Origin of the sequence: Aeromicrobium ginsengisoli (genome assembly GCF_004134905.2) — a bacterium.
Taxonomy (GTDB): domain Bacteria; phylum Actinomycetota; class Actinomycetes; order Propionibacteriales; family Nocardioidaceae; genus Aeromicrobium; species Aeromicrobium ginsengisoli.
The window spans coordinates 919703-937467 of sequence record NZ_SDPQ02000001.1; the positions used below are offsets into that span (position 1 = coordinate 919703).

The following is a 17765-nucleotide window of genomic DNA, read 5'->3' on the forward strand; positions in this document are numbered from 1 at the left end:
AGCCCTAGGATGCCTTCTTGGCCACTTCGTCGTGGGTCAGGATCGTCGGGCCCTCGGTGCCGGCAACCGTGGCTTCGGTCACGATGACCTTGGCGACATCGTCGCGGCTCGGGATCTCGTACATGACCGGCTCGAGCACGGCCTCGATGATCGAGCGGAGCCCACGAGCGCCGGTGCCCCGGGCGAGCGCCAGGTCAGCCATCGCGGCGGCGGCATCGGTGCTGAACTCGAGCTCGACCCCGTCGATCTCGAACAGTCGGACGTATTGCTTGGTCAGGGCGTTGCGGGGCTCGGTCAGGATCGCGACGAGCGCTTCCTTGTCGAGGTTGTCGACCGCCGCGATGACCGGCAGACGGCCGATGAACTCCGGGATGAGGCCGAACTTGAGCAGGTCCTCGGGCAGCACCTTGGAGTAGAGCTTCTCGGGGGCGACGCTCGCGCCGATGTCGACCTGGCCGGTGTTGAAGCCGAGGCTCGTCTTGCCGCTGCGCTGCTCGATGATCTGGTCGAGGCCGGCGAACGCACCGCCGACGATGAACAGCACGTTGGTCGTGTCGATCTGGATGAACTCCTGGTGCGGGTGCTTGCGCCCACCCTGCGGAGGCACCGAGGCGGTCGTGCCCTCGAGTATCTTGAGCAGGGCCTGCTGCACGCCCTCACCCGACACGTCACGCGTGATCGACGGGTTCTCGCTCTTGCGCGAGATCTTGTCGACCTCGTCGATGTAGATGATGCCGGTCTCGGCCTTCTTGACATCGTAGTCGGCGGCCTGGATGAGCTTGAGGAGTATGTTCTCGACGTCCTCGCCGACGTAACCGGCCTCGGTCAGCGCGGTGGCGTCGGCGATCGCGAACGGCACGTTGAGCATGCGGGCCAGGGTCTGGGCGAGATAGGTCTTGCCGCAGCCGGTCGGGCCGACCAGCAAGATGTTGGACTTGGCCAGCTCGACCTGGTCGTCCTTGCTCCGCGAGCTGCCGACCTGGGCCTGGACGCGCTTGTAGTGGTTGTAGACGGCCACGGCCAGCGACTTCTTGGCACCGTCCTGACCGATGACGTAGCCGTTGAGGAAGTCGTAGATCTCGTGGGGCTTGGGCAGCTCGCCCAGGCTCAGCTCGGCTCCCTCGGCGAGCTCTTCCTCGATGATCTCGTTGCAGAGGTCGATGCACTCGTCGCAGATGTAGACGCCGGGGCCGGCGATCAGCTTCTTGACCTGCTTCTGGCTCTTTCCGCAGAAAGAACACTTCAGCAGATCGGCGGTTTCACCAATGCGTGCCACGTGGAGAGTCCCTTCTTCGACTTGCGCGGTTGGAGCCTGGCGCGGCCCGTGACCGAGAGAGCAACATTTTCACCCTAGCGGCGAATGTGCCCTGCGTCTCGGTCACGGCGCCGTATGTCGTCGTGCGTGTCGCCTAGATCGCGGGGACCTTGAGCGTCTCGAGCACCTCGTCGATGAGGCCGTACTCGAGCGCCTGTGCGGCGGTGAGGATCTTGTCGCGGTCGACGTCGCGGCTGACTTCCTCGACGGGCTTGCCCGACGCGTCGGAGATCATCTTCTCCATCAGCTCACGCATGCGCAGGATCTCGTTGGCCTGGATCTCGAGGTCGGAGATCTGGCCGCCCGTGCCCTCGGTGTAGGGCTGGTGGATCAGGATGCGGCTGTTGGGCAGCGCGAGGCGCTTGCCCGGCGTGCCGGCGGCGAGCAGCACCGCAGCGGCCGAGGCGGCCTGTCCGAGGCAGATCGTCTGCACGTCGGGCTTGAGGTAGCGCATCGTGTCGTAGATCGCGGTCAGCGCCGTGAACGAGCCGCCGGGGCTGTTGATGTAGATGCTGATGTCGCGGTCGGGGTCCATCGCCTGGAGGCACAGCATCTGGGCCATGACGGCGTTGGCGACGTCGTCGCTGATCGGCGTGCCGAGGAAGATGATGCGGTCCTCGAACAGCTTGGCGTAGGGGTCGATGCGCCTGAAGCCGTACGACGTGCGCTCTTCCCACTGGGGAATGTAATAGCTCATGATGTGAGGTCTCCTGCGCTCGCGACGACGTGATCGATGAGGCCGTACTCCTTGGCCTGGGCCGGCGTGAACCACCGGTCGCGGTCCGAGTCGAGCTCGATCTGCTCGACGGTCTGGCCACTGTGCTGGGCCTGCAGCTCGTTGAGCTGCTTCTTGAGCAGCAGGCTCTGCTGGGCCTGGATCTTGATGTCCGACGCCGAGCCACCGATGCCGCCCGAGGGCTGGTGCATCATGATGCGCGCGTGCGGCAGGGCGTAGCGCTTGCCGGCCGTGCCCGCTGCGAGCAGGAACTGGCCCATCGAGGCGGCCAGGCCCATCCCGAACGTGGCGACGTCGTTGGAGATGAACTGCATCGTGTCGTAGATCGCCATGCCGGAGTCGACTGAGCCGCCCGGCGAGTTGATGTAGAGGTAGATGTCGGCCTGCGGGTCCTCGGCGTTGAGCAGCAGCATCTGCGCACAGATCGCGTTGGAGTTGGAGTCGCGGACCTCGGAGCCCAGGAACACGATGCGTTCCTTGAGCAGCCGCTGGTAGATGTGGCCGTCGAGATCCGAGGGGCCGGCCTCGCCGGCCATTCTCGGCGACATGGGGCTGGGGGTATCCGGTGTGTTCACGTCCCCAAACCTAGACGGCCCAGCGATCGAACACACGCGAAAACACGGCTGTTCGCTGACAGCGTGAACCGTCAGCGAGAGATCGAGGACGTCAGACGGTGAACGCCTCGCGAAAGCGCTCGAGGGCGAGGTCGGAGTCGCCGCTCGCGTACGCCTCCATGGCCACGACACCGTCGTAGCCTGCGTCGGCGAGCGCCCGCGCGACGAACGGCCAGTTGACCTCTCCGGTGCCCGGCTCGCACCGCCCCGGCACGTCCGCGACCTGCACCTCGCCGAGGTGCGGCGCAGAACGCTGGATGAGCTCGACGAGGTTCCCCTCACCGATCTGCGCGTGATAGAGGTCGAGGTTCATCTTCAGGTGTGGACTGTCGACCGCGCTGACCAAGGCGAGCGTGTCGGCGGCGCGACCGAACGGGGTGCCGGGGTGATCGACCTCGGTGTTGAGGTTCTCCAGCACGAACGTCACGCCATGCCGCTCCCCCAGCTCCGCGACGCGCGAGAGCGTACGTTCGGCGGCCAGCCACATGTCGCCCGTCACGACCTCGACCGGGCGTACGGGGATGCCGCCATCCCCCAGCCCGGTGCCGTGCAGGTTGAGCGTCGGGCAGCGGATCGCCTGGGCGAACGGAATCGACTGCTCTGCGGTGTGCAGCAGGTCGTCGGCGCCGTCGACGGTGATCAGGTCACCCGTGACGTAGCCCGTCATCGACGTGAACGTCGCGCCCGTGGCCGCCAAGGCAGCGGCGTCCTTGTCGGTCCACCCCCAGATCTCAGCGGCGAACCCGGCGTCGTGGATCCGCTCGATGCGGTCCAGCAACGGGAGCTCGGTGAACACCATCTCGGCGCACACCGCCAACGTGAAGGTCATCCCTGGACCTTCGCTCGGGTGCCGGACTGGTACGACTCGATGCACGCCTGCGCGATCGCGAAAGCAGCTCGGGCAGCGTCGCCCGTCACCGAGGGCGTACGCCCCTCGAGGATCGCCGCCGCGAACTCGGCGAACTCGGCCGTGTAGGCGTCGATCATCAGCTCAACGTCGCCGTGAGCCGTCGCGGCCAGGCGTCCCGAGGCGTCATGGAGGCGCATCGACGACGTGGCACCCTCGCCCGCGGTCACCATGCCGGCCGACCCCAGCACCTCACCACGTACGTCATAGCCGTAGGCCGCGGCGAAGCTCGCCTCGGCGGTGGCGATCGCGCCGTTGTCGAAGCGGATCACCACGTTCGCGTGGTCCAGCAACGTCGGATGGCCGGGCGCGGTGAGCGAGTCAGCCGTCGCGACGACATCGACCGCCCGCGCACCGGGGTTGAGCCAGTTGAGCGTGTCGAAGTCGTGAATCAGGGTCTGGGTGAAGATCGTCCACGGCGGCACCACGTCGGGGTCTGCGGGGCCCGAGCCCGGGTCGCGCGTCACCGAACGCAGTTGACGGACCGTGCCGATGCGACCAGCGGCGATCGCGTCGTGCGCAGCCCGGAAGTCTGCGGCAAACCGGCGGTTGAAGCCGACCTGGAACGCCACGCCGGCCTTCGCCGTCGCCGTGATGCCCTGCTCGATCTCGGCGAGGCTCATGCCGGCCGGCTTCTCGGAGAACACGTGCTTGCCAGCGTCCGCGGCGGCGACGATCAGTTCTGCGTGTGCCGTCGAGGAGGCCGCGATGACGACTGCGTCGACGTCGTCGGCGGCGAAGATCGCCTCGGGTGACGTCTCACCCCGAGCGCCCAGCGGCTCGGCGAGATCCGCCGCAACGCCGGGCCGCGGGTCTGCCACGGCAACCAGCTGGGCCTCAGGCACGCGACGCGCGATGACAGAGGCGTGGGACGCGCCGATGCGTCCTGCTCCGATGAGTCCGATACGGACGGGTGTGAAGGACATACGGTTTCCTAGGAGTAGAGGTTGGGTCGGGGATCGAGCGGGACGTTCTGGCGCCCGCCCGTCGCGAGTGACGCGACACCGGAGGCCGCGACGACGTTGGCGACATAGCCGTCCCACGCGCTGGGTCCGTGGACAACGCCGTTGAGCGCGTCCTCGGCCCATGCGCTGAGCTCGAGACGGTAGGCGTCGGAGAACCGCCCGATGAAGTCGTCCCGCACCCGCACGCCGTCGATGCCCGCCTTGCGGATGCTCGAAGGGTTCGGGGGTACGAGCGAGACGGTGCCCGACGTGCCAACGAGCTCACAGCGCACGTCATAGCCGTAGGCCGCGTTGACGAACACCTCGACCGAGACCAACACACCCGAACGCATCTGGATCGTCGCGAGCTGCGGATCGCGCAGTCCCTCGGCGACCGGCGATTCGACCCGGATCGTCGCGATCTCGTCGTCGAGCAGCCAGCGGACGATGTCGAGCTCGTGCACCATGGATCCGGTGACGATGCCTTCGCTGGTCGAGCTGGTGTGCGACGACGCATTGCGGTGGACGCAGTGCACCATGCGCGCCTCGCCGATGTCGCCGTTGCGCAGGGCGTCGCGCATCTCCCGGTAACCGGGGTCATAGCGCCGCATGAAGCCGAGCTGTACGAGCTGCCGGCCCGCGGCGAGCTCGGCGTCAACGACCGAGAGCGAGTCCTCCGCGGTGACCGCGAGCGGCTTCTCGCACAGCACGGGCTTGCCTGCGGCGATGCAGGCCTTCGCCAGGTCGGCGTGGGTGTGGTCGGGAGAGCAGATGATGACCGCATCGACCGCCGACGAGTCGATCAGGGCCTCAGCAGAGCCGGCGACACCCGCAGACACCGGCTGCGCGACCGCATAGGCACGGTCGACGTCGAAGTCGTAGACCTCGGAGACCCGGGCGGCGGGGACGGCTGTCGAGATCGTGTTGATGTGGTCAGCGCCCATCGCGCCGACACCGATGACGCCTACGCGAAGGCTCACAGGCTGACCCACTTTCGTTCGTCGGCCGACACGATCATCGCGTCGACGGTGCGCGCTGCGATCAGCGCGTCATGGATGGTGGCGCCGTGCGGCTTGCCGTCGGCGATGGACTGCACGAGCCTGCGAGCCTCGATGACCTTGAGGTCGTCGAAGCCCATGGGGTTGTTGGCACCGGGCTGGAACGCACCAAGCTCACCGTCGCCCGGCGTCGCGTAGCGCGTCGCGTAGAACGCGTCCTGGTAGTCCTGGTCGAGGCAGACCTGCAGCTCGTTCATGCGGCGGAAGTCCCACTTGAGTGCGCCGGTCGTGCCGTGGACCTCGATGCCATACGTGTTCTGCTCCCCTACGGCCGAGCGGCTGGCCTCGAGAATGCCGCGTGAGCCGCCGGCGATCCGCAGGAGCGCGGAGACGTAGTCCTCGTTCTCGACGGCGCCCATCGCGCCGGCACCGCGCTCGTAGTGCATCGCGCCGGGCCTGGCCTCGGGCCGCTCGGGGATGAACGTCGCCCGGTCGGCGATGAGCTCGTCAATGTCGGCCACGACGTAGCGGACGAGGTCTGCCGCGTGGCTGACCAGGTCGCCAAGCACGCCGCTGCCGGCGAACTCGTTCTGGAACCGCCACGACAACGCGCCGTCGGGGTGCGCGGCGTAGTCGGACACGAAGCGTACGGACGTGTGCTCGACCGTGCCGAGGCGTCCGGTCGCCACCAGCTCCCGCGCCAGCTCGACGGCCGGCGGGTTGCGGTAGTTGAACCCGGCCGCCGACTGGACGCCCGCCGCTTCGACCGCCGCGACGATCTCGGCGGTCTCCTCGGCATTGCGTCCCGCGGGCTTCTCGACCCACACGTGCTTGCCGGACCGGGCCGCGGCCACCGCGACATCGTGGTGGATGAAGTTGGGACCCGTCACGCACACCAGGTCGATGTCGTCCCGCGCGACCAGCTCACGCCAGTCGGTGACCTGGTGCTCGAAGCCGAACGCCTGCGCAGCGCGTTCAGTACGGTCGTCGTCCGCCGGGTCGGCCACGGCGACGAGCCGCGGCCGCAACGGGCTGTCGGTGTAGTGCTGCGTCAGCCGGCTCAGCGCCCGGGCGTGGACCTGGCCCATCCAGCCCAGGCCCACGATGCCGACGCGGAGCTCTGCCGTCACGTGACGTCGGCCTTCAGCTCCTGGGCGATCGCCGAGTCCGCACCCATCGTCTCCGCGAGCTCGTGGGCGAGCGACTCCAACTCCTCGCCGCCGGCCATCATCGCGGTGAGGTCCTCGAGCGTCAGGTCCGACTTGGGGAAGTCGCCCATGCTCTTGCCGCGACGCAGCAGCATGAACCGGTCACCGACCGGATAGGCGTGGTGCGGGTTGTGCGTGATGAACACGACGCCGAGCCCACGCTCGCGGGCCTTGGCGATGTACTTCAGCACGACACCGGACTGCTTGACGCCCAGCGCCGCCGTCGGCTCGTCGAGGATCAGCACGCGGGCACCGAAGTAGACCGCGCGGGCGATCGCGACGCACTGCCGCTCGCCACCGGACAACGTACCGATCGGCTGCTCCACGTCACGCAGGTCGATGCCCATCGCGGAAAGCTCGGACTTCGTCGTGCGCTTCATGAAGTCGATGTCGAGCTTCTTGAACGGCCCGACACCCTTGGTGATCTCGCTGCCGAGGAAGAAGTTGCGCCACACCGGCATCAGCGGGACGACCGCGAGGTCCTGGTAGACCGTCGCGATGCCCAGCTCGAGCGCGGCACGGGGGCTCGACAGCGTGTGGTCTTCGCCGTCGATCAACAGCTGTCCGTCGGTGTGCTCGTGCGCACCCGCCAGGATCTTGATGAACGTCGACTTGCCGGCACCGTTGTCGCCGAGCACACACGTCACCTCACCCGCGCGTACGGACGTCGAGACGTCGCTGAGCGCGATGATGTTGCCGTAGCGCTTGCCGATGTCGCGCACCTCGATGATCGCGGTGCCGCGCGGCGGCGGGGCGTAGACGTTGGTGACCGGCGATGCTGCTTCTGCCGTCGTCTCTTCCACGGTCTCGTTGTCGTTGCTCATTTGGCTGTCTCCGCCCGCTTGCGAACCCATTCATTGAGGAGCACCGCTCCCAGGAGCATGACTCCGAGGAACGCCTTGAGCCAGTTGTTGTCCCAACCGGCATAGACGATGCCCTGGCTGACCATGCCGTAGATCAGCGCGCCGAAGGCGGCACCGATCGCCGAGCCGTAGCCGCCCGTCATCAGGCAGCCACCGACCACGGCGCAGATGATGTAGATGAACTCCTGGCCGACGCCGGTGTTGCTCTGCACCGTCGACGTCGTGAAGATCAGCAGCATGCCGACGAGCCAGCCGGCGCCCGCGGTCGTCATGAACAGGCCGACCTTGGTCTTGAAGACCGGCACGCCGATCTGGCGGGAGGCGGTCTGCGCGCCGCCGACCGAGAAGATCCAGTTGCCGGTGCGCGTACGCAGGAGGATCCACGTCGCGAGTGCCGTCACGCCGACCCACCAGAACACCGAGGCGTTGATCGTCAGCGGACGCGACCAGTCGAAGTCGAGGCGCATGAAGCCGAGATTGAGGTTGAACCAGTGCGGCTGGACCTCGAGCGCCGAGCCGAAGACCCGCTTGGCCTGGGAGTAGAACGGCACCTGCGTCATGCCCTGGATCGCCACCTGGCCGGTCAGGGCCTTGGTGCCGGCGAGGTCGATGCCCTGGAGGACGAAGAACGTCCCGAGGGTCACGATGAAGCTCGGGAGCCCCGTGCGCATCACGAGGATGCCGTTGATCGCGCCGATCAGGAGGGCGAGGCCCAGCGAGATGAAGATCGCGGCCCAGATGTTGACGCCGTACTCACGGGTCAGCACGCCGACGACGAGTCCGGTGAAGCCGGTCATGGCGCCGGCGGAGAGGTCGAACTCGCCGCCGATCATCAGCAGCGCGACCGCGACGGCCATGATGCCGATCGTCGAGGCGCCGCGCAGCCAGGTGCTCGAGCCACTCGGGGTGGCGAACGCATCGGTCGTCAGGGCGAAGAAGGCGAAGATCACGATGGCCGCGACGAGCGCGCCGATCTCCGGGCGTTTCAGCAGCTTGGTCAGGGTCGACGTACGCGCGATGCGTTCGTCGGCCAGGGTGGCTGTGGTCATGGGTGACTCCGTTCGTCGACGCCGTGTCGTGATCGTCGAGCCTGCAAGGAAATGTGGGGTGAGGGCCGGGGGCCCGACGTTCGCCGGGCCCCCGGTCAGCTCAGCGTGTGCCGTTTGCGGCGTACTTCAGGACGGCTGCGGCGTTGTCCTTCGTGATGAAGGCCGGGCCGGAGTTGATCGGCTGTCCACCGCCGATGTCGTTGCCGTTGATCGACTTCAGGTAAAGACCCGTGATGCCCAGGAAGCCCTGGACGTACGGCTGCTGGTCGACCGCGAACAGGATCGAGCCGGCCTGGATGTCCTTGATGACGTCCTCGGAGAGGTCGAACGTCGCCACCTTGGCGCTGCTGCCGGAGTCCTTGACGGCTCCGACCGCGTCGATCGCGTACTGGCCACCGAGCGTCAGCACGGTGTCGATCGACTTGTCGGCCTGGAGCTTCGACGTGATCGTCGACTGGACCGCGCTGTCGTCGGTGCCGTCGACCTGAAGGTTCTGGACCTTGCCGCCGAACGTCTCGGCGACCGCCTTGCAGCGCTCCTCGAGGCCGATGTTGCCGGCTTCCTGGATGACGCAGATGGCGTTCTTGAGGCCTTCGGCCTTGAGCCGCTCGCCGACCGCCTGGCCCGCGATGGTCTCGGTCTGACCGATGTGGGTGATCGCGCCGAACGCCTTGAACTTGTCGACGCCGGAGTTGATCGTGATGACCGGGATGCCTGCGGCGACGGCCTTCTTGACGCTGTCCTCGATGCCGTCGGGGTTGGCCATCGACACGACGATGCCGTCGACCTTGTCGGCGACTGCTCCGTCGATCAGCTGCGACTGCTTGGCGGGATCGCCGTCGGAGCTGTACTCGACCTTGACGCCGTAGTCCTTGCCGGCCTGCTCCGCGCCGGACTTGACCCGGTCCCAGAAGGCGTCGCCGGGCGAACCGTGCGTCACGACCGCGTAGGTGTAGTCCTTCTTGGCGGTCTTGTCCGTGCCTTCGTCGCTGCCGGTGCCACTGCATGCGGCCAGCAGAGCGCCGGCGGCAACGATCGCGCCAACAATCTTGATTCTCTTCATGTGGTGGTGTTCCTTCTCTTCTCGGGTCCCGGCGTCAATGGATGGTCGGGGTTAGTGTGCTGTCGGGAAGTTCAGCTGGGCGAGGGAGTCCTCGCTGACGTGCGGCCACCGGGTGGTGACCACCTTTGCCTGGGTGTAGAACCTCACTCCTTCGGGACCGTGGATGTGGTGGTCGCCGAACAATGAGTCCTTCCAGCCTCCGAAGGAGTGGAAGGCCATGGGGACCGGGACCGGCACGTTGATGCCGATCATGCCCACATGGACCTTCCGCTGGAAGGTTCGTGCCACCTCGCCCGAGGAAGTGAACACCGCTGTGCCGTTGCCGTACGGATTCGAGTTGATGAGCTCGATGGCAGCGTCCAGCGTCGGAACCCGCAGCACGGTGAGCACGGGTCCGAAGATCTCGTCGGTGTAGACCGACATGTCAGTGGTGACCTGGTCGAGCAGCGTGGGGCCGACGAAGAAGCCCTCTTCGTGGCCCTCGACGACCAGGTCCCGGCCGTCGACGACGACCTTGGCGCCGGCGTCCTCACCCTGGCCGATGTAGTCGACGATGCGGTCGCGGGACGCCGCAGTGACGACGGGGCCCATCTCGGCATCGGGGTCAGTGCCGACCGAGACCTTGAGGCCGGTCGAGCGCTCGCGGATCTTGTCGACGAGCGTGTCGGCGGCCGGTCCGACCGCGACGACGGCGCTGATCGCCATGCAGCGCTGCCCCGCCGAGCCGTAGCCCGCCGCGACGATGTGGTCGGCGGCGAAGTCGAGGTCGGCATCCGGCATCACGACGGCGTGGTTCTTGGCGCCGCCGAGCGCCTGGACGCGCTTGCCCGTGCGCGAGGCGCCCTCGTGGACGTACTTGGCGATCGGGGTCGACCCGACGAACGACACAGCGGCGATGCCGGGGTGCTCCAGGATTGCGTCGACCGCGACCTTGTCACCGTGCACGACGTTGAACACGCCGTCGGGCAGGCCGGCCTGCTGGTAGAGGCGGGCCACCAGGTCGGAGGCGCCGGGATCGCGCTCGGACGGCTTGAGGATGAACGTGTTGCCGCACGCGATCGCGACGGGATGCATCCACAGCGGCACCATGATCGGGAAGTTGAACGGCGTGATGCCGGCGACGACGCCGATCGCCTGGCGGAACGTGTGCGAGTCGACCCCACCGGAGACCTGGTCGCTGAACTCGCCCTTGAGCAGCTGCGGGATGCCCGCGGCGAACTCGACGACCTCACGGCCACGCACGACCTCGCCCTTGGCGTCGTCGAGCGTCTTGCCGTGCTCGGACGAGATGATCGCCGCGAGCTCGTCCTCGTGCTCGACCAGCAGCTGGCGGAAGTCGAACATGATGCGCGAACGAGCCGTCACCGACGACTCCCCCCACGTCTCGTACGCCGCGGCGGCGGCCTGCACCGCGGCATCGACGTCACCGGCGGTCGCCAGGCGTACCTGTGACTTCGGCGCGCCGACTGCCGGGTCGTACACGTCAGCGAAGCGGTCGCTCTCGCCGGAGACACTCGCTCCGGCGATCCAGTGGTCGTACGTCGTCATGCGTCGTCCTTGTCGTTGTCGGTGGGCGCAAGGTGGCTGCGCTGGTGGGTCTTGTGCTCGTCGTATGCCGTGCGGGCCTGCTGGGTGCTGTCGAGAGCAGAGACCTCGGCCACCGGGACGTCCCACCATGCCGGACTGTCCGGAGCGGGGACCAGCGGGTCCGTCTCGACGTGGATCACGGTCGTCCGGCTGGACTGCTTGGCCTTGAGGACGGCCGCACGGAAGTCCTCGATGCCGTTGACCGACAGGACGTCGGCCCCGAGGCTCGCGGCATTGGCGGCGAGGTCGACCGGGAGGCGGTCGCCGTCGAGGCCGGTCTCGGTGCGGTAGCGGTACTGGGTGCCGAACCGCTGGGATCCCAGCGACTCCGACAGCGCGCCGATCGAGGCGAAGCCGTGGTTCTGCACCAGCACGACGATGATCTTGACGCCCTCGGCGACCGCGGTCACGAGCTCGGTGTTCATCATCAGGTAGGAACCGTCGCCGACCATGACGAACACGTCGCGCGCGTCCCGCTCGTCGAGGGCGGCCAGCTTGACGCCGAGTCCGCCGGCGATCTCGTAGCCCATGCAGGAGAAGCCGTACTCGACGTGATAGCCCTTGCGGTCGCGCGTGCGCCACAGCTTGTGCAGGTCGCCGGGCATCGAGCCGGCCGCGCACAGCACGACGTCGCGCGGGTCGGACAGCTCGTTGACGGCGCCGATGACCTGCGACTGGGCCGGCAGCGGTTGATGGTCCTGGTCGTACGCCGCCTGGACGATCGCGTCCCACTCCCCCGCGAGCTGCGTCGCCCGGGCAGTGTGGGCGGCGTCGGCCGTCCAGCCCTCGAGGGCCGGCGTGAGGGCGTTCAGACCCTCGCGTGCGTCGGCCACGAGGCTGGTCGCGGCGAGCTTGTGCGAGTCGAAGACCGACACGTTGAGGTTGACGAACCGCACGTCCTCGGCAGCGAACACCGTGCGCGACGCCGTCGTGAAGTCGCTGTAGCGCGTACCGACACCGATCACGAGATCCGCCTCAGACGCGAGGGCGTTGGCGGCCGTCGTGCCGGTGGCGCCGATCGCACCCACGGCCTGCGGGTGGTCGTACGCCAGAGCGCCCTTGCCGGCCTGGGTCTCGGCGACCGGGATGCCGGTGGCCTCGGCGAAGGCGCGCAACGCATCGTTGGCGCGGCTGTAGGTGACACCACCGCCCGCGACGACCAGTGGCTTGCGGGCCGAGCGGATCGCGGCGACTGCGCGGTCGAGCGCTGCGGGCTCGGGGACGGGCCGGGCGACGTGCCACACGCGGCGGGCGAACAGCTCGTCGGGCCAGTCCCACGCCTCCGCCTGTACGTCCTGGGGCAGCGCGAGAGTCACGGCGCCGGTCGCGGCGGGATCGGTCAGCACGCGCATCGCGTGGAGCAGGGCCGGGGCCAGCTGCTCGGGGCGGTGCACGCGGTCGAAGTAGGCCGAGACCGGGCGGAACGCGTCGTTGACGGAGATGTCGCCGTTGGCCGGGTCCTCAAGCTCCTGGAGGACGGGGTTGGCGACCTTGGTGGCGAACGTGTCGCCGGGCAGCAGGAGCACCGGGAGACGGTTGATCGTGGCGAGCGCGGCGCCGGTGACCATGTTGGTGGCCCCGGGCCCTACGGAGGCGGTGACCGCCATCGTCGCGAGCCGGTCGCGCTGTCGGGCGTACGCCACGGCGGCGTGCACCATGGCCTGCTCGTTGCGGCCCTGCAGGTAGCGCAGGTGCGACGGGTCGCCTGCGACCTCACGCTCGAGCAGCGCCTGGCCGACACCGGCGACGTTGCCGTGGCCGAAGATGCCCCAGCAGCCGGCGAAGAACGGATTCTCGATGCCGTCGCGCTCGACGTGCTGCGCCTCGAGGAAGCGCACCAGCGCCTGGGCGACTGTCAGACGTGTGGAAGTCATGCCGTCACCTCCGATGAAGGGCCCACGGTACGGAGGCACCGGCATGAAGCCTGTTTGATTCGCTCGCTGCGCTCGCTCATGCTGTCCTCCCGAAAGGCAGTCGCGGGTCGACGGCCTGGTCGGCCCACGTGTCGCGGACCCAGGTGTGTGCCGGGTCGTCGCAGATCAGCCAGGCGCGCTCGGCGCCGGGTCCGGCCATGACGTTGAGGTAGTAGAGGTCGTAGCCCGGCGCAGCGATCGACGGTCCGTGCCAGCCGTGCGGGATCAGCACGGCGTCGCCGCTGCGGATCTCGGCCGTCACGTCGATGTCGGCGCCCTCGTGGCCGTAGACGCGCTGGAAGCCGATGCCGGGTCCGTTGGGCCCTTCGGCGACCTCGAAGTAGTAGATCTCCTCGAGCGCGGTCTCGCCGTCGCGCTCCTCGTCGTGCTTGTGCGGCGGCCAGGACGACCAGTTGCCGCCGGGCGTCAGCACCTCGCACGCGATGATGCGGTCGGCGTCGAGCACGCCGGGGATGCCAAAGTTGTTGACCTGCCGGCTCGACTGGCCGGCGCCGCGCATCTCGACGGGCACGTCAGCCTTGGCCAGATGGGCGGGCTCGAGGCGGTTGTCGCAGCGGGACGAGGCCAGGGCGAAGCGGCCGCCGGCGGCGGAGGTCACGGTCAGCTCGGCGTCGCGCGGGGCGTAGACGACGTCGCTGGGGCCCGCGAACACGTCACTGCGGCCCTCCAGGTCGTACGTGTGACCGTCGACCGTCACCTCGGCGGAGCCGCCGAGCGACAGGACGACGTACTCAGAGCCGTCGGTGCTGACGGTCTCGCTCTCGCCTGCGGCGAGCTGCAGGATCCGCAGCCCGGAGTAGCCCCACCCCGCCGACTCCGGCGTGATCTCCTCGACTGAGCGCAGCACTGCGGTCATGAACGAATCATCTCAACTGTCGCGTCGACAGCGGCCTCGACGTTGCCGTCGGGCGGGAACAGCAGGGTGCGACCGACGACCATGCCGCGGACGTTGGGGCTGGCCAGCGCCTTGGACCAGGCAGCGAACTGCGCCTCCTGGTCGGCCGACACCTCGCCGCCGAGCAGCACGACCGGAAGCGTCGTGGCGGCCAGGACGGCGTCCATGTGGTCGACGACCGGCAGCTTGAGCCACGTGTAGGCCGAGGTGCTGGCGAGCCCAGCGGCGACCGTCGCCGACCGGACGACGGCCTCGGTGGACAGGTCGTTGCGGATGCGGCCCTCGGCGTCGCGGCGCGAGATGAACGGCTCGACCATCGCCATGACCTGCTGGGCGGCGAGCTCGTCGACGGCGTTGGCGCATGCCTGCATCGTCGCGGGCGTCGCGTGGTCCTCGGGGTCGATGCGGAACAGCATCTTGCCGCCCTGGAAGCCCGACGCCGCGATGGCGCCCGCGTCGTAGCCGGTGAACCGGTCGTCGATCTCGAACACCGTGCCGGCCAGGCCGCCACGGTTCATCGAGCCGATGACGACCTTGCCCTCGAGCGCACCCAGCAGCAGCAGGTCCTCGATGACGTCGGCCGTGCCGAGCACGCCGTCGACGCCCGGCCGCTCGAGCGCCCGCACCATGCGGCTGAGCAGCTCGGCGCGATCACCCATCGCCAGGGCGTCGTCGCCCGCGCGCAGCGCGCCACGGGCCGGGTGGTCGGCAGCGACCAGCAACAGCCGTCCGGTCTCCCCCTCGAGCCCGGTCGGCTGCTGGCGGGCGGCGGCCAGCTCAGCGATCCGCTCGGGATGGAGCGCGCGCGTCGCAACGACGCTCGCAATGCTTTCGGCGTTGACGGTGGTCATCAGACCTTCCCCCGTTCGAGCACCGCGGCGACCTGGTCGGCGGTGGGCATGGCATCGGCGCAGGACAGCTGTCCGGCGACGTAGGCACCTGCGGCGTTGGCGAACGCCAGTGTGGTCGTGAGGTCCCAACCGCTGAGCAGGCCGTGGACGAGTGAGCCGCCGAACGCGTCGCCGGCTCCGAGGCCGTTGACGACGTCGACCGGCACGGGCGGGACGACGACCGACTCGTCACCACGTACGCCCAGCACGCCCGCAGGGCCCTGCTTGACGACGGCGAGCTCGACGCCAGTGGCGCGCAGTGCCTTGGCGGCGGCCTGCGGGTCGGTCTCGCCGATCGCGACCTGGCACTCCTCGCGGTTGCCGACGGCCACAGATACGTACGGGAGTGCGGCCTGGATCTGGGCGGTGGCCGCCTCGGCGGACTCCCAGAACATCGGGCGGTAGTCGAGGTCGAGCACCGTGATGCCGCGCTTGCCGCGCGCCTCGAGGGCGGCGAGGTGGGCCGAACGGCTGGGCTCCTGCGACAGCCCGGTGCCAGTGACCCAGAAGACGTCTGCGGCACGGATCGCGTCGTAGTCGAGCTCGTCGACGTTGATCTCGAGGTCCGGCGCCTTGGGCTCGCGGTAGAAGTAGAGCGGGAAGTCGTCCGGCGGGAAGATCTCGCAGAACGTCACGGGTGTGGGCAGGCCAGCGACCGGGGTGACCCACGCGTGGTCGACGCCGAATCCCTGCAAGGCCGTGTGGATGAACCGACCGAACGGGTCGTCGCCCGTGCGCGTGATGGTGGCGACCCGGTGACCCAGCCGCGACGCCGCCACGGCGACGTTGGTCGAGCTGCCGCCGAGGAACTTGGCGAACGTCGTGACGTCCTCGAGGTGGACCCCGACCTGCTCGGGATAGATGTCGACGCCGACGCGCCCCATCGTGATGAGCTCGAAGCCGGTCACGCCAAGACAGCCTTCAGGTAGTCGAGGCTGGCGCGGACATCGGCGATCGGGCCTTCGCCCTCGGGCTCGCCGTCCTTGAACATGACGTCCTGCTCCAGGACGTACCAGCCGTCGTAGCCCGCACCCTGCAACGCCTCGACCATCGCCTTGACGTCGACGTCACCGGCGCCGAGCACCTGCCACATCCCGTCGGCGACCGCGTCGGAGAACGTGATCTCCTTGGCGACGACCTTGGCGGCCTTGGCGGCGTCGACGTCCTTGAGGTGCACGTGCTTGACCCGGTCGAGGTTGGCCAGGGTGATCGCGACCGGGTCCGCGCCGGCGGCCTTGAGGTGCCCCGTGTCGATGCAGAAGCCGATGTGCGATCCGTCGACGACCCGCTGCACGTCAGTGGCGTCCTCGACCATCGTGCCGATGTGCGGGTGGATCACGGCGAGCACGCCACGCTCAGCGGCGTGGTCGGCGATGCGGTCGAGGTTGGTCAGCAGCGTCTTCCACTGCACGTCGTCGAGCACGGGACGCTCGTCATAGCCGTCGTGACCGGTCGACGCGGCCAGCACGACGACGTCGGCGCCGGTCGCGAGGCAGCTGTCGATGAAGACGTCGACTGCTGGCATCGGCTCGTGCTCGGGGTCGTGAAGCAGGACGGGGAGGAACCCGCCGACGGCCTGCAGACCGTACGTCGACAGGAAGGCTGCCTTGGCCTCGGGGTCCTCGGGCAGGAACCCGTCGGGACCGAACTCCGTAGCGGCCAGCCCGAGACGTTCCATCTCAGTCATGACCCGCTCGGGTGGCATCTGGTAGCCCCAGCCGGGGACCTCGCACACCCCCCAGGAGATGGGGGCACCGGCCACACGGGGGCCGGTCGGGCGGAGCTCGCTCGCGGTCATGCTGTTCCTTTGCGGGTTTGTGCTGACAAACTATCAAGGAAGAGTGTGTCGGCCCTCACACGCCATGTCAACCCTTTGTCCTGACATATTGACGTCTAGTCATGAGTCGATACATTGTCCGCATGCCAGGCCCCAGGTTCACGCTCGATCGGTCGAGTCCCGTCCCGTTGTACTTCCAGGTGGCCGAGCAGTTCGAGCACGCGATCCTGAGCGGCGAGATCGCCCCCGGCGAGCGGATCGACAACGAGATCGCCCTGGCGAAGGACCTCGGACTGTCCCGGCCCACGATGCGCCAGGCGATCCAGGTGCTGGTCGACAAGGGCATGCTCGTGCGCAAGCGCGGCGTCGGCACGCAGGTCGTGCACGGCAAGATCCGCCGCTCGGTCGAGCTGACGAGCCTGTTCGACGACCTCAGTGCCGCTGGCCAGAAGCCCCGCACCGAGGTGCTCGCGGTCGGCAAGGTCGCCGCCGAGGAGGACGTCGCGCACGAGCTGCAGCTCAGCATCGGTGACGACGTCTGGTCGCTCGAGCGCCTGCGGTTCGTCGGCAAGCAGCCGCTGGCCGTGATGCACAACTTCATCCCGCTTGACGTCGTCGACCTCGACGCGGTCGACCTGGAGACGGTCGGGCTCTACGCGCACATGCGTACGTCGGGCATCCTCATGCGCGTCGCCCGACAGCGCATCGGAGCACGCGGTGCGGGTGCCGAGGAGGCCGCCTTGCTGGGTGAGAAGAAGGGCTCTCCCCTGCTGACGATGCAGCGCACGGCGTACGACAACGCCGGCCGCGCCGTCGAGTACGGCCGGCATGCCTACCGCCCCGACCTGTACGCCTTCGAGCTCACCCTCGTCGACCGCTGACGAGTCGCTCGCACCCCGCTGACGAGTCACTTGTGCACCCGTGACGAGTCACTTCTGGTGCGAACGTCACGTCCGAAACCCGCCGGTCCAGGCATCGGAAGTCC

The 17765-nt window shown here is 68.4% G+C and carries 17 protein-coding genes; 1 reads left to right on the top strand and 16 read right to left on the bottom strand.

Going from position 1 to position 17765, the window contains the following annotated elements; genetic code table 11:
* Nucleotides 1–4: 4 nt before the first annotated feature.
* The 16 genes from clpX to ESP70_RS04605 form a co-directional block, all read right to left on the bottom strand.
* Nucleotides 5–1276: an ATP-dependent Clp protease ATP-binding subunit ClpX gene (gene clpX, locus ESP70_RS04530; RefSeq protein ID WP_149688125.1), complete on the bottom strand. Its 1272-nt coding sequence runs from the start codon at nt 1274–1276 to the stop codon at nt 5–7.
* A 133-nt stretch (nt 1277–1409) separates the two neighbouring features.
* Nucleotides 1410–2012 (bottom strand): ATP-dependent Clp protease proteolytic subunit, encoded by a 603-nt coding sequence (locus ESP70_RS04535; RefSeq protein WP_056212832.1) that lies wholly within the window; start codon nt 2010–2012, stop codon nt 1410–1412.
* Nucleotides 2009–2599, bottom strand: coding sequence for an ATP-dependent Clp protease proteolytic subunit (locus tag ESP70_RS04540; protein ID WP_246161781.1), 591 nt, complete (start codon nt 2597–2599; stop codon nt 2009–2011). The genes ESP70_RS04535 and ESP70_RS04540 overlap by 4 nt, the downstream gene beginning before the upstream one ends.
* Nucleotides 2600–2717: 118 nt before the next feature.
* Nucleotides 2718–3494 (bottom strand): TIM barrel protein, encoded by a 777-nt coding sequence (locus ESP70_RS04545; protein ID WP_149688126.1) that lies wholly within the window; start codon nt 3492–3494, stop codon nt 2718–2720.
* Nucleotides 3491–4498 carry a Gfo/Idh/MocA family oxidoreductase gene (locus ESP70_RS04550; protein ID WP_149688127.1) on the bottom strand — a complete coding sequence of 336 codons (1008 nt, stop codon included), beginning with the start codon at nt 4496–4498 and terminating at the stop codon, nt 3491–3493. The genes ESP70_RS04545 and ESP70_RS04550 overlap by 4 nt, the downstream gene beginning before the upstream one ends.
* A gap of 8 nt (nt 4499–4506) precedes the next feature.
* The gene (locus ESP70_RS04555) at nt 4507–5496 is read right to left on the bottom strand and encodes a Gfo/Idh/MocA family oxidoreductase (protein WP_149688128.1); all 990 of its coding nucleotides are present in this window, start codon (nt 5494–5496) and stop codon (nt 4507–4509) included.
* Nucleotides 5493–6644 carry a Gfo/Idh/MocA family protein gene (locus ESP70_RS04560; RefSeq protein ID WP_149688129.1) on the bottom strand — a complete coding sequence of 384 codons (1152 nt, stop codon included), beginning with the start codon at nt 6642–6644 and terminating at the stop codon, nt 5493–5495. The genes ESP70_RS04555 and ESP70_RS04560 overlap by 4 nt, the downstream gene beginning before the upstream one ends.
* Complete coding sequence (locus ESP70_RS04565; RefSeq protein WP_149688130.1) at nt 6641–7546, bottom strand: ATP-binding cassette domain-containing protein; 906 nt, start codon at nt 7544–7546, stop codon at nt 6641–6643. Before ESP70_RS04565 ends, ESP70_RS04560 begins: the two co-directional genes overlap by 4 nt.
* On the bottom strand, nt 7543–8634 hold the full coding sequence (locus tag ESP70_RS04570) for an ABC transporter permease (RefSeq protein WP_149688131.1): 1092 nt from the start codon (nt 8632–8634) through the stop codon (nt 7543–7545). The genes ESP70_RS04565 and ESP70_RS04570 overlap by 4 nt, the downstream gene beginning before the upstream one ends.
* A gap of 100 nt (nt 8635–8734) precedes the next feature.
* Complete coding sequence (locus ESP70_RS04575; RefSeq protein WP_149688132.1) at nt 8735–9697, bottom strand: sugar ABC transporter substrate-binding protein; 963 nt, start codon at nt 9695–9697, stop codon at nt 8735–8737.
* Between the two features lie 51 nt (nt 9698–9748).
* Nucleotides 9749–11245, bottom strand: a complete 1497-nt coding sequence (locus ESP70_RS04580) for a CoA-acylating methylmalonate-semialdehyde dehydrogenase (protein WP_149688133.1) — start codon at nt 11243–11245, stop codon at nt 9749–9751.
* Nucleotides 11242–13158: a 3D-(3,5/4)-trihydroxycyclohexane-1,2-dione acylhydrolase (decyclizing) gene (gene iolD / locus ESP70_RS04585; protein WP_149688134.1), complete on the bottom strand. Its 1917-nt coding sequence runs from the start codon at nt 13156–13158 to the stop codon at nt 11242–11244. Before iolD ends, ESP70_RS04580 begins: the two co-directional genes overlap by 4 nt.
* A gap of 76 nt (nt 13159–13234) precedes the next feature.
* On the bottom strand, nt 13235–14074 hold the full coding sequence (iolB, locus tag ESP70_RS04590) for a 5-deoxy-glucuronate isomerase (protein ID WP_149688135.1): 840 nt from the start codon (nt 14072–14074) through the stop codon (nt 13235–13237).
* Nucleotides 14071–14964, bottom strand: coding sequence for a Cgl0159 family (beta/alpha)8-fold protein (locus tag ESP70_RS04595; RefSeq protein ID WP_149688136.1), 894 nt, complete (start codon nt 14962–14964; stop codon nt 14071–14073). The genes iolB and ESP70_RS04595 overlap by 4 nt, the downstream gene beginning before the upstream one ends.
* Nucleotides 14964–15887 (bottom strand): 5-dehydro-2-deoxygluconokinase, encoded by a 924-nt coding sequence (iolC, locus tag ESP70_RS04600; protein ID WP_149688567.1) that lies wholly within the window; start codon nt 15885–15887, stop codon nt 14964–14966. The genes ESP70_RS04595 and iolC overlap by 1 nt, the downstream gene beginning before the upstream one ends.
* A 20-nt stretch (nt 15888–15907) precedes the next feature.
* Nucleotides 15908–16801, bottom strand: coding sequence for a TIM barrel protein (locus ESP70_RS04605; RefSeq protein WP_149688137.1), 894 nt, complete (start codon nt 16799–16801; stop codon nt 15908–15910).
* Between the two features lie 122 nt (nt 16802–16923).
* Between ESP70_RS04605 and ESP70_RS04610 the strand changes: the two genes are divergently transcribed.
* The gene (locus ESP70_RS04610) at nt 16924–17661 is read left to right on the top strand and encodes a GntR family transcriptional regulator (RefSeq protein ID WP_223148603.1); all 738 of its coding nucleotides are present in this window, start codon (nt 16924–16926) and stop codon (nt 17659–17661) included.
* Nucleotides 17662–17765: the final 104 nt, after the last annotated feature.